This window comes from Hymenobacter terrenus (assembly GCF_000972495.1).
Lineage (GTDB): Bacteria > Bacteroidota > Bacteroidia > Cytophagales > Hymenobacteraceae > Hymenobacter > Hymenobacter terrenus.
Map to the genome: position 1 here is coordinate 170197 of NZ_LATM01000006.1, position 11022 is coordinate 181218.

Annotated in this window: 11 protein-coding genes; 4 read left to right on the forward strand and 7 right to left on the reverse strand. The window is 63.3% G+C overall.

All coding sequences use genetic code 11. From position 1 onward, the window contains the following. The first annotated feature begins 30 nt into the window (after window positions 1-30). The 3 genes from WX88_RS11055 (at window position 31) to WX88_RS31985 (ending at window position 3004) form a co-directional block, all read left to right on the forward strand. On the forward strand, window positions 31-2316 hold the full coding sequence (locus tag WX88_RS11055; protein ID WP_231590675.1) for a M28 family metallopeptidase: 2286 nt from the start codon (window positions 31-33) through the stop codon (window positions 2314-2316). A gap of 72 nt (window positions 2317-2388) precedes the next feature. Then, window positions 2389-2727: a serine aminopeptidase domain-containing protein gene (locus tag WX88_RS31980; protein ID WP_316932323.1), complete on the forward strand. Its 339-nt coding sequence runs from the start codon at window positions 2389-2391 to the stop codon at window positions 2725-2727. Beyond that, complete coding sequence (locus tag WX88_RS31985) at window positions 2669-3004, forward strand: alpha/beta hydrolase family protein (protein ID WP_316932324.1); 336 nt, start codon at window positions 2669-2671, stop codon at window positions 3002-3004. The genes WX88_RS31980 and WX88_RS31985 overlap by 59 nt, the downstream gene beginning before the upstream one ends. A 45-nt stretch (window positions 3005-3049) precedes the next feature. Here WX88_RS31985 and WX88_RS27510 read toward each other — a convergent pair whose 3' ends face one another. The 6 genes from WX88_RS27510 to tssD (WX88_RS11090) all read right to left on the reverse strand — a co-directional run bounded on the left by WX88_RS27510 (window position 3050) and on the right by tssD (WX88_RS11090) (window position 7470). Then, a complete protein-coding gene (locus WX88_RS27510; RefSeq protein WP_052732581.1) occupies window positions 3050-4252 on the reverse strand; it encodes an energy transducer TonB in 1203 nt (400 codons plus the stop codon). Continuing rightward, a complete protein-coding gene (locus WX88_RS11070; protein ID WP_052732582.1) occupies window positions 4239-4928 on the reverse strand; it encodes an RNA polymerase sigma factor in 690 nt (229 codons plus the stop codon). The genes WX88_RS27510 and WX88_RS11070 overlap by 14 nt, the downstream gene beginning before the upstream one ends. A gap of 187 nt (window positions 4929-5115) precedes the next feature. After that, the gene (locus WX88_RS11075) at window positions 5116-5553 is read right to left on the reverse strand and encodes a hypothetical protein (RefSeq protein ID WP_046244421.1); all 438 of its coding nucleotides are present in this window, start codon (window positions 5551-5553) and stop codon (window positions 5116-5118) included. Then, the gene (locus tag WX88_RS11080; protein ID WP_046244422.1) at window positions 5550-6581 is read right to left on the reverse strand and encodes a hypothetical protein; all 1032 of its coding nucleotides are present in this window, start codon (window positions 6579-6581) and stop codon (window positions 5550-5552) included. Before WX88_RS11080 ends, WX88_RS11075 begins: the two co-directional genes overlap by 4 nt. Window positions 6582-6613: 32 nt before the next feature. Continuing rightward, window positions 6614-7045 carry a type VI secretion system tube protein TssD gene (gene tssD / locus WX88_RS11085; RefSeq protein WP_046244423.1) on the reverse strand — a complete coding sequence of 144 codons (432 nt, stop codon included), beginning with the start codon at window positions 7043-7045 and terminating at the stop codon, window positions 6614-6616. A 23-nt stretch (window positions 7046-7068) separates the two neighbouring features. Continuing rightward, window positions 7069-7470: a type VI secretion system tube protein TssD gene (gene tssD / locus WX88_RS11090; RefSeq protein ID WP_046244424.1), complete on the reverse strand. Its 402-nt coding sequence runs from the start codon at window positions 7468-7470 to the stop codon at window positions 7069-7071. A 372-nt stretch (window positions 7471-7842) separates the two neighbouring features. Here tssD (WX88_RS11090) and WX88_RS11095 point away from each other — a divergent pair, with 372 nt between their 5' ends. Then, window positions 7843-9939: a vWA domain-containing protein gene (locus WX88_RS11095; RefSeq protein ID WP_072052990.1), complete on the forward strand. Its 2097-nt coding sequence runs from the start codon at window positions 7843-7845 to the stop codon at window positions 9937-9939. A gap of 153 nt (window positions 9940-10092) precedes the next feature. Here WX88_RS11095 and WX88_RS11100 read toward each other — a convergent pair whose 3' ends face one another. Then, window positions 10093-10902, reverse strand: a complete 810-nt coding sequence (locus WX88_RS11100; protein WP_052732583.1) for a porin family protein — start codon at window positions 10900-10902, stop codon at window positions 10093-10095. Window positions 10903-11022: the final 120 nt, after the last annotated feature.

An 11022-nucleotide genomic window follows, 5' to 3' on the forward strand; every position in this document is an offset into this window, starting at 1 on the left:
GGGCGGGAGGAGCTATGCTTCCGCCACCTCATGCTGCAAGAAATTATGATGCTCAAATACTCTGGCCTCCTGCTGGCGGCCGCACTCCTGACTGGCTATGCGGCCGTCGCCCAAAATACCCCCGCGGAAGTCAAACCGCTGCTTGGCTTCGACGCTGGCGCGGCTGCTACTGAATACCAGCTCGAAGCGCAGTTCGATGCCCAGCTCAAAGCCGACAACCTGCGCCAGTGGATGAAGCGGCTGGCCGCCCACCCACACCACGTGGGCTCGCCCTACGACAAGGACAACGCAGAGTTCATGGCCAGCCTGTTTAAGTCCTGGGGCTACGATACGCGCATTGATGTCTCGTACGTGCTGTTTCCGACGCCCAAACTGCGGGTATTGGAAATGGTAGCACCCACCCCCTACACGGCGGGCCTGACCGAAAAACCAGTGGCCGAAGACGCGACCTCGGGCCAAACCAGCGAGCAGTTGCCGACCTACAACTGCTTCTCGAAAGACGGCGACGTGACGGCCGAGCTGGTCTTTGTGAACTACGGCGTGCCCAAAGACTACGAGGAGCTGGAGCGTCGGGGAATCGACGTGAAGGGCAAAATTGTCATTGCCAAATACGGCGGCTCTTGGCGTGGCATCAAGCCCAAAGTGGCGGCCGAAAAAGGCGCGCTGGGCTGCCTGATCTACTCCGACCCCAAGGACGACGGCTACGGGCAGGGCGACGTGTACCCCAAAGGCGCCTTCAAGCCCGAAACCGGCGCCCAGCGCGGCTCTGTACTCGACATGCCGACCTACCCCGGCGACCCGCTCACGCCCGGCTACGGCTCCACGAAAAACGCCAAGCGCCTCGACTACAAAAAGGCGCCGACGCTGACGCAAATTCCCGTGCTGCCCATTTCCTATGGCGATGCCCTGCCCCTGCTCACCGCCCTGGCCGGGCCCATGGCGCCCGAGGCCTGGCGCGGTGGCCTGCCCATCCCCTACCACCTGGGGCCGGGGCCGGCCAAAGTGCACTTGCAGCTGGCCTTCAACTGGAAAACCGAGCCGGTCTACAACGTCATCGCTACGCTCAAGGGCAGCCAGTACCCGGACGAGTGGGTGCTGCGCGGCAACCACCACGACGCCTGGGTAAACGGCGCCAACGACCCGCTCAGCGGCTTGGTGGCCCTGCTGGAAGAGGCCCGCGCCGCGAGCGAGCTGTATAAAACCGGCTGGCGACCCAAGCGCACGCTCATGTTTTGCGCCTGGGACGGCGAGGAGCCCGGCCTGCTGGGCTCGACGGAATGGGCCGAAACCAATGCTGCACAGCTCCAGAAAAACGTGGTAGCCTACCTGAACACCGACAACAGCGAGCGGGGCTTCCTTTACGCGGCGGGCTCGCACACGCTGGAAAAGTTCTTCAACCAAGTGGGGCGCGACGTGACCGACCCGGAGAAGAACATTTCCCTCAACGACCGGCGCCGGGCCCTTGACCTGGTGAATGGCAACGCCGATGCGCAGAAAGATGCCCGCGACCGCGCCGACTTGCGCATTGCCGCCCTGGGCGCCGGCTCCGACTATTCGCCCTACATCCAGCACTTGGGCATTCCGTCGATGAACGTGGCCTTCGGCGGTGAGGGCGACGGTGGCGAGTATCATTCCATCTATGACTCCTTCGACCACTACACCCGCTTCAAGGACCCCAATTTTGCCTACGGCGTGGCGCTGGCCCAAACCATGGGCCGCTGCGCGCTGCGGCTAGTCAATGCCGACGTGCTGCCCTTCGAGTTTCAGAACTTCTCCAACACCGTGGCCAAGTACGGCACCGAAGTGAAGCAGCTGACCGAAACCATGCGCGCCGAAACCGAGAAGCAAGCTAGGCTCCTGGTCGAGAAGCGCTACGAGGCTGTGGCCGACCCTACCGAAACCCTGCTCCCGCCCAGAGCCCCGGCCGCCGTGCCCTACCTGAATTTCGCGCCGCTCGACAATGCCCTGCTCAAGCTAGAGCAAAGTGCCCAGGCCTACGCCCAGGCCCGCAAAGCCAACCCTGCCCTCACCGCCGACCGTAAAAAGGAACTGGACCAGTTGCTCTACCGGGCCGAGCAGCAGCTGCTGAGTACTGAGGGCCTCCCCCGTCGCCCCTGGTACCGGCATCAGCTGTACGCGCCCGGCTTCTACACCGGCTACGGCGTGAAAACCCTGCCCGGCATCCGCGAAGCGGTGGAAGAGCGGAAATGGGCCGAGGCCGAAGAGCAGATTAAGCGTACGGCCGCGGCTATTGAGCGCTTTTCCGGGCAAATAAATCGGGCGACGGCGGTGGCTGGTCCCGGCCCGGCGCAATAATTTATCCAGGAGTTTCAAGTCACCTTTTTCTTCCAATGACTGCGATTGCCACGCTTGGCTGCCGTGCTGCTCATGGGCCATTCCTGGGGCGGCATCCTGGCTGCCGAATACGCCTTTAAGTATCAGCGAAACCTCAAAGGCCTTATCATTTCCAACATGATGATGAGCTGCCCCGCCTACAGTCGCTATGCCCGGAACGTGCTGGCCAAACAAATGAAACCCGAAGTGCTGGCCGAACTACGCCGAATCGAGGCCAAAAAAGACTTCAAAAACCCGCGCTACATGGGACTGCTCATCCAACTTTTATACCGAGCACGTCCTCCGTCTGCCCTTCGACAAGTGGCCCGAGCCCGTGAATCGCTCGTTCGCCAAAATGAGCCAGTCGCTCTACGTCACCATGCAGGGGCCTAGTGAGTTCGGTATTAGTGGCAAACTCAAGAACTGGGACCGCACCCCAGACCTGCTCAAGCTCACCGTTCCCGTCCTATTCATCGGGGGCAAATACGACACCATGGACCCCGGGCACATGCGCATGGTGGCGACCAAGGTGAAGAACGGCAGCGTCCTGATTTGCCCTCAAGGCAGCCACATGAGCTTTTATGACGACCAAGAAACCTACTTCACAGGGTTGATAAAATTCCTGAAGGCTGTGGCTGATAATTCCTTCAAACCAGGTGCCGCACTGTAGCGCGAACCAAGTCCGGTACTGCGGCAGTCGGCTTGCCAAACCGTTCTAAAACGGCACCGTTATCTCCATCGGCAGCGGAGCGCGCTTGCCGCCCGCAATACCGGGCTGCCAGGCCGGGCCATCGCACACAATGCGCAGGGCCTCGGCGTCGTAGTCGGCGCGCAGGCCCCGGCTCACTTTCAGGTCGCTCAACTTGCCATCGGCCCCCACCACAAACTTGACGCGCACGTTGCCGCTCAGGCGGAGGTTATTGATTTCGGGTTCAAACTCGGTGGCTTCGCGGCGCACATACTCGCGCAAGGCAACCGAGCCGCCCACCGGCGCGGGGGCAATAGAGGGCGCGGCCGGCATGGGCGTATTGGCCACGCGGGCGCCGAGTACGAAAGCAAGGTGGTCGGCGTTGGCGGCCGACTTGGCTTTCGTGTTTGCCGCGAATCGGCCGGCCACCAAGCCGGCCCGACTTGACGCAGCGGTATCGGCAACGGCGTCCTTTTTGGCTCTCCCGGCCGCGTCTTGTGAGGGCGGTTCCGCCTGGGCGATGCTCGCGCTGGCGGGGCTTGCGGCCGGCTCACCCATAGCTTCCGCACTCTTCGACTCGGTAGCCATAGAGGGTAATTCTACTTCATTAGCAGCGGCAGCTGACTCCATCGTTACCACCTCGCGGTCGGGGACGACGATGGGCCGGCGGCTGGGCGAACCTCCGGCGGCGTGACTACGTGGTGGGGCTGGCGGCACCATTGCATAGGAGCCGGCATCCGCCGTGGTGGGTGCGGCGGCAACTGGCGGGCTGGGTGGCGTGGCCACTGGTTCCGGGCGGGACGTCGGCGGTGCTGACGCGGCTGGTGGGGGGCTTGGGGGGCGTGTGGCCGTCGCAACAGTTGGGGCAGCGGGCGGCACCGTATACTGCTCCCAGCCCCAGATGCCGCCGGCTACTACGCCCAGCAGGGCCGCCGCAGCCGCGATACGGGGCCACGCCCAGGGGCTGGCAGTCGGCTCCGGCTCCGCCGTTCCTACCCGGGCTTGCAGGCGGGTGCGCAGCTCGGTGATGGCCTGATTGGTCGTCGCCGCGTCGGTCATCGAAAAGCCTTCTACCAAATCGGCGCAGCGCGCACAGTCGAGGGTGTGGGCTTCGATGCGGTGCTCATCGGCGGGCGTGAGGGTGCCGGCCGCGTACGCGCGCAACTCTGCCGTGGCCGGGTGCGGGCCGGGGGCGGGCAGCTGGGCAAAAGGCGAGTCAGCGGGCGACATGGAGTGGGTTATTCGAAGCGGGAGGCGAAGACTTGGAGATGGCAGCCGGGGCAGGACCAGGCGGCTCCAACTGGCGGCGCAGCATGCGCTTGCCGTTTTGTAAGTGGCTTCGCACCAGGTTCAGTTCCAAGCCGGTTTCGGTGGCGATGTCGCGGTAGCACTTCTTTTCAAGGTAAAATAATTCGAGGCAGCGGCGCTGGGCCGGGGGAAGCTGAGCCAGCGCCGCTTCCATGCTTTGCAGGCGGGCCTCGGTGTCTTCGGCATCCTCGGCAGTGGCCTCTTCGTTCAGCAGATGCCGGGCGCCGGCACTTTCCACATCAGCGGCATCAGGAAAGCTGAGGATGAGCGGCCCGGCGCTGGGGCCGGCGCGCTTGCGGGCCCGCAGCTGCATCAGGCAATGGTTGCGGGCCGTCGTGTGCAGCCAGGCTGGGAAGTTGTCGGGGGCATGGGTGCGCAGCACGCGAACCAAGTGCTCAAATAGCTGCATCACGGCATCCTGGGCGTCTTCGTCGGGCGGAGCAAGGTAGCGGCGGCACACAGCAAAGGCCTCGGGCAGATACCGGTCGTAGAGCAGGCCGAGGTCGGCCACGTCGCCGCGCAGGCGGTAGCGAGCCAGCAGCTCCTGGTCGGAGAGCGGGGCAGCAGCGGTGGGCGACGGGGAGCGGCGAAAGAACATTCGGCTGGGAAGATAGCGAGCAGCGGCGAGTAAGGAGGCCCAGTTTGCCACAAGGCCCCCGAAACGTTCTGGCGACTAACGGGCGCGGATTACACCTTGCACCCGGCGCTCGCCGCGGCCTAGTTACTGGCTTCTGGTATTTCTGAAGGCGCAGCGTTGCGATTGGGTAAGGTCATAGGCATACCGCTCATTCCATGTCTTCGGGAGCAACCGAGAAGGGCGGTTCTGGCCAGCCCTCGGGGGGAGCTTCGGTGATGGTATAGGGGATGGGCACCCGCTCGTAGAACTGGTAGTATTCGGGGTGTCGGGTAGAGAACTTGACCAGAAAGCGGGTCCGACCATCAGGCACTTCGTCCGGCCCGGGCTTCACATAAGTTGAATCCCCTACCGTATATGCGAACCGGGTCGCGCTGTGTGAGCTGGGACCAATGACGTAGGTTTTCTTTACTATCTCGCCAATAGTATAACGTGAGGAGGCGGCCAATTCGGCTTGCCTATGACTACGGCGGCTGAAACCATTCACAATGACCCCAACTGATGCAACAATGACGACAATAGCCGCCACGGTTTTTAGCCGGTCCACTTGTGCCTCAGCAGGCGTCATCTCGGGGCGGGGCTTACTCATTGCGGTAGGTGCTGTTTAACTTCTTCCGCCCCGGCCTTACGCACAGCACTTGACGCCGCTCTGTTGCCTGTTTCCAGTATTTCTGGAAAGGCGGCATCGATACCTTTGGCCAAAGGCGGGCGGAGACGTAGTTGGACTTGATAGCGCAATCCAGCTACGTAGCTGTTTGCAGTAGCCCCGCGGTGCCAGTCGTCAAAGCCAGAGAGCCGGGTAGCTTGGTTGAAACCATAGTTCAACACCGCATCAGTTGCAAAGGCCGCGCCACTCACTTTCCCATTCAGCACGGAGCGGTACCCTTGCCCAAAGTCGAGTTTGAAGGCGGCTGAACCAAGAGAAGTAGTTAATAACGGTGCTCCACTGGCAGACAATATGGATGAAAACCAGTTGATGCGGTCAATAGCATCTAAGGCGTCTCCATGTGCTGCGTAATTCCCTACGCCTTGCCCAACGGCGTTAGCGCCAAACCGAAGGCCCGCCGCCCGCCAGCCAATCCAGCGCCAGCTTGCGTAGGCGGCTGCTTCTTCCGTAACGATGGCCGTGCTTGCCGCTGCCGTGCCGGTCACGGCCCCGACCACGGCCACCGCGCCGGCCGTGGAGCGCACGATGGGGTCCAGGCGCATCATGCGGCCAATTTCGCCTGAGTTGGTCGCCTGCACGTGCGCCTCAAGCTTGGCCAGTGCCGTGGCCGCCGGGCCCACGAAGGTGCTGGGCCGTGAGTGCAGCCCCAGCCGGGCGGGGGAGAGCGGGTGGCGCAGCTCAGTCAGGTAGCGCTGTAGGCCCCGGGGCAGGTGGTAGCGTCCGTTTTGCCGGGCCAGCAGGTCGGCAGCATGGTCGGCACCGAGCTGGGCGAGGTAGCGCTGGCCGTTGGCCACCGTGCGGGCCAGTTGCCGGGCCAGCTGCTGCTGGTGCAGCGCCGGGGCCTGGCTGGGCCGGGGGGCAGTGGGGGCGTCGGGCCGGAAGGTGGGACGGGGGCGCTGGCCGGGGCGGGCCGGGCGCTGGGGCGGGCCGCCGAATCGGGTAGGTTGCATGGGAAAGAAGGAGGGGGAAGAAGGGAGCGGCCTTACTGGCCCTGGCCCCAGGTAGAGAGAAACTCGGTGCCGTGCTTGTTGATGCGGGCGGCCGTGATGCTGAGCTGCACGAAGAAGGCGACGTGGCCGCTGTCATCGGTCTGGAAATGCTCGGCGTAGCTCACGCAGTAGGCCTGTTCCAGGTGCAGCACCAGCGAGGGCCGGATGCCGTCGACATCGCGGAAGACGAGGCTGCACGTCAGGGCCTGCTGGGGGTCTTTGGCCCAGGCCACGAGCCGGGCATCGGGGGGCGGGGGCAGGATGAGCTGAAACTCGCCGGCGTAGGGGCGGGTGGTGGGGCGGCCCTGCGGGTCCACATCCTGGTGCATGTGCTGGGTGCACACGTCCACCAGGTAGCGGGGGTGGGTAGGGTCGGCGAGCAGGGCCGGGGGGCCGAGCAGGAGGGTAGCGTGGAAGGAAGCCATCGTAGCTGGAAGAGAAAAAGCGGTTAGAGGTGGGGCCAATGATTGGTGATTTCGACTTCCTCATCAATCAGCAGGCGATTGGCCGAGATGAGCACCGACATCGTGGTGGCGCGGCCCACCCCCGTCGAGTTGAAATACAAGCCCTCGCTCACGCAGTAAGCATCCCAGAACGCCACGGTGCGCAAGCGGCGGCCATCGGTGCTGGTCACCTCCAGGCGGCCGTTGCGCCGCTTGGTGGCGTCGCTCATCCAGGCGTCGAGCAGGGGGTGGTGCAGGTGGTCGAGCACGAGGTGCAGCTGGCCGGCGAAGATGCTGTTTTCCGGGCGGCTTTGCTCGGTGATTGCTTGCACGACGGCCCAGTGGTAGTCCAGCACGGGCCAGGAAACAGACTCTACGTCCAGATGTAGCTTAGCAGTAAATGCCATAAGGATAGACTTATTTAGTTTATAGCATCAAATATACTGACTGTTATCGCGGAGCAGACCCGCGACAGGCCGCCGCTCCTCCGAAAGCCAGGTAGGGAAAATTTATTCATCAGCAATAATTCCCTACCAACTTGGTAGGGAATTATTGCTGATGAATAAATTTTCCCTACCTGCATGGCCAACCCATCGGGCCCAATAAGACTGATGAACGGGAAGAGTGCGAGCCGGCGTGGGGCCACTGTGAGAAGGGAGAGGAGATGGCAAACTGTTCTGGCGCCCATCGACGGCCTTCCGGTAATTTTTAGGAGCTGCGTGTGCAATTGAATACGGGGTGGCATCAGCAGGTTATTCCTCACCTAATCCGTCGTTGCCATGAAGAACCCGTTGCTGTTGCCGCTTCTCACTGTGCTGCTGGGAGCGTTGCCTGCCGCTGCCCAATCGACTCCCCGCCCCGGCCTCGTCGGTAATCCACCGTTGGTGAATACCGCCAAAGATTGGGTGGTATCCGGCCTGGTCCGCGACCAGGGCACCAGGCAGCCGCTGCCCGGCGTGAGCGTGATAATCAAGGGCACCAACCTGGGCACTAGTACCGATGCTCAGGGCCGCTACTCGCTCATGGTGCCCGCTGCGGCGAAGGCCGTGCTGCTGTTCAACACCATTGGCTACCTACCGGCGGTGCGGGCCGTGGGCAAGCTCCACACCCTTGACGTGGCGCTGCAAGCGGCCCACCGGCAGCTGAATGAAGTAGTGGTGACCGGTAACGCTGTGCAGCACAAACAAGAAGTGGCCGGTTCCATCTCATCGGTGTTGCAGGGCCAGGCTACGGGCGTCCAGATACAGGGGGCGGCATCCCCCGGCAGCGCCTCCCGGGTGGCCATCCGGGGCGGCATAGCCCATTCGGTTGCCAAAGCAAAGCGGGCAGCCCCAGCGCGAGACATGGTTGTCGCCGATTATGAGTCCCTCGCAGGCAGCGCTTATCCATCGGCCCCCATGCCTGTGCTGCCCGGCCGCGAGGAAGCCGGCGCCAGTGATACTTACGCCAAAGTGAAGGAAAACGCCTTTTCCGTGGTGAAAAACGCGCCGCTCAGCACCTTTTCCCTGGATGTGGATAATGCTTCGTACACCAACGTCCGCCGCTTCCTGAACGAGGGCCAGCTGCCCCCGCGCGATGCCGTGCGGGTGGAAGAAATGCTCAACTACTTCCGCTACGAGTACGCCGCGCCGCCCGCCACTTCGCCCGCCCCGGTGCGCATCAGCACCGAGCTGGCCGTGTGCCCCTGGAACCCGGCGCACCAGCTCGCCCGCATCGGCATTCAAGCCAAGAAGGTAGAAACGGCCAAGCTGCCGCCCGCCAACCTGGTTTTTCTGGTCGATGTATCCGGCTCGATGGAAGGCCCCGACCGCCTGCCCCTGGTGCAGGCCGGCCTGAAGCTGCTGGTGAAGCAGCTGCGGCCCCAGGACCACGTGGCGCTGGTGGCCTACGCCGGCTCGGCCGGCCTGGTGCTGCCGCCCACCCCCGGCGACCAGCCCCAGGTCATCCTCGATGCTATTGAGCGCCTCCAGGCGGGCGGCTCCACGGCCGGCGGTGCGGGCCTGCGCCTGGCCTATTCCACGGCCAAGCAAAGCTTCCGTAAGGATGGTAACAACCGCGTTATCCTGGCCACTGATGGCGATTTCAACGTGGGCGAAAGCAGCGACCAGGCCATGGAGCAGCTCATCGTGGACCAGCGCGAAAGCGGCATCTTTCTTACCGTGCTGGGCTGCGGACGCGGCAACCTGCGCGATGCTCGCATGGAAACCCTGGCTGATAAAGGCAACGGCAACTATGCCTACCTCGACAACCTCGACGAAGCCGGCCGGGTGCTGGTGGCGCAGTTCGGCGGCACGCTCTTCACGGTGGCCAAGGACGTGAAGCTGCAAATTGAATTCAACCCCGCCCGCGTGGCCAACTACCGCCTCGTAGGCTACGAAAACCGCCTGCTTGAAGCCGAGGATTTCAACAACGACCGCAAAGACGCCGGCGAGCTGGGCGCGGGCCACACCGTCACGGCCCTCTACGAAATAGTGCCCGTGGGCAGCAGCCAGCCCCTGATTGACGACCTCAAATACCAACCGGCCAAAACCACCACGGCCACCATGCAGCAGTTCATCACCAACGACGTGCTGACCGTGAAGCTGCGCTACAAAGAGCCGCAGGGCAACACCAGCAAGCTCCTCGCCCAGCCGCTGGTGGGGGCCCCGGCCAGCATCGAGAAGGCCTCGCCCGACTTCCGCTTTGCCGCTGCCGTGGCCCAGTTCGGCATGCTGCTGCGCCAAAGCGAGCAGCGCGGCACCGCCACCTGGGTCGCCACCGAGCAGCTGGCCAATGGTGCCCGCGGCACCGACGCCGACGGCTACCGCGCCGAGCTGGTTCGCCTCGTGCGCCTCGCCGAGGGCCTGAGCGGCAGCGGCGCCGTGGGCAAACGGTAAAGTAGCGCGAACTACCGCGTTTGCGCTATTAACCAGAAAGGCCCCACCGTTGCAGCGGTGGGGCCTTTTTAATAACCTATTTCGAATGCTTACCCGAACAATACGTGGAAACGGATAGGGAAATAGAATGGCCGTTAATCAGCCCTAGCGCGGTTAGAAGGAGTAGTTCAGGCCAACTTTGAGAACCCGGTTCTGGGCGTCGAAGCGGTTGCCAGAGTCGATGGACGTCAGGCCGTAGTCGTAGCCGGCGCTCAGGCCCAGGCCGTTGTCGAACTGGTAACCCAGGCCCCCCACAGCGGCAAAGTCAACTTTGCGCAGCTGATTCGAGACGTCGAAATCCTGCTTGTAGGCGGTGAAACCCAGCGCACCCGCTTCAACCCGGGCCTTGCCGCTGACCAGGAACGAGGCCTGCGGACCAGCATAGATATAAAAGCCTGGGGTGATGAAGACCTTGGCCAGCACCGGCACGTCGATGTAAGCGAGGCGGGCCGTACCAGTCACCTGCGTGTTGAGAAAATCGAGGGCGGGCACGGGGACGGTACCTTTTAGTACGGTGCCTTTTTCGGAGTAGGAAACGCCGGGCTCGATGGCGAAGCTGGGGCCGATGGGCAGCGTGGCATACAAGCCAGCGTAGAAGCCGGGGCGCATGTTGCGGGTAATGGCCCCGTCCGGAGCATAACCGGCCAATTGCGTAAAGCTTTTCACGGCATCACCCTGCAAGTCGGCCACGTTCAAACCAGCTCGAAAGCCAAACCGAACACTGGAATTGCTGCTGGCGGGGGCTGAATATACCGGCTGCCGGTTCACCGGGGCCCGGTAGACCGGAGCGGTGGCGCGGGGCAGCGAGTTGGCTTTGGAAGTGCCGTAAGAATCGCGCCGGGCCTGGGCCGAGGCCGAACCAGCAACTGCAGAAATCAATAGGCAAGCCGCGGCCAGGCCGCCCGAAAGGCGTGAAATTTTCATAACCGAAAGAATGGAGGTGGGTGAAAGAAGCTGGCTCCGTCCGTACCGGGCGAGGTGCCCGGCGAGTGGGCCGATGACAGGATGCATTGCAAAACCGTGCCAAATTCACGCCGCCCGGCT

What these genes read in the sequence shown, in the direction of transcription:
- tssD (WP_046244424.1), bottom strand. Translation starts at nt 7,470, where the DNA reads ATGGCATTTACTGCTAAGCTACATCTGGACGTAGAGTCTGTTTCCTGG.
- WX88_RS11095 (WP_072052990.1), top strand. Translation starts at nt 7,843, where the DNA reads ATGAAGAACCCGTTGCTGTTGCCGCTTCTCACTGTGCTGCTGGGAGCG.
- WX88_RS11080 (WP_046244422.1), bottom strand. Translation starts at nt 6,581, where the DNA reads ATGCAACCTACCCGATTCGGCGGCCCGCCCCAGCGCCCGGCCCGCCCC.
- tssD (WP_046244423.1), bottom strand. Translation starts at nt 7,045, where the DNA reads ATGGCTTCCTTCCACGCTACCCTCCTGCTCGGCCCCCCGGCCCTGCTC.
- WX88_RS11070 (WP_052732582.1), bottom strand. Translation starts at nt 4,928, where the DNA reads ATGTTCTTTCGCCGCTCCCCGTCGCCCACCGCTGCTGCCCCGCTCTCC.
- WX88_RS11100 (WP_052732583.1), bottom strand. Translation starts at nt 10,902, where the DNA reads ATGAAAATTTCACGCCTTTCGGGCGGCCTGGCCGCGGCTTGCCTATTG.
- WX88_RS27510 (WP_052732581.1), bottom strand. Translation starts at nt 4,252, where the DNA reads ATGTCGCCCGCTGACTCGCCTTTTGCCCAGCTGCCCGCCCCCGGCCCG.
- WX88_RS31980 (WP_316932323.1), top strand. Translation starts at nt 2,389, where the DNA reads ATGGGCCATTCCTGGGGCGGCATCCTGGCTGCCGAATACGCCTTTAAG.
- WX88_RS11075 (WP_046244421.1), bottom strand. Translation starts at nt 5,553, where the DNA reads ATGAGTAAGCCCCGCCCCGAGATGACGCCTGCTGAGGCACAAGTGGAC.
- WX88_RS11055 (WP_231590675.1), top strand. Translation starts at nt 31, where the DNA reads ATGCTGCAAGAAATTATGATGCTCAAATACTCTGGCCTCCTGCTGGCG.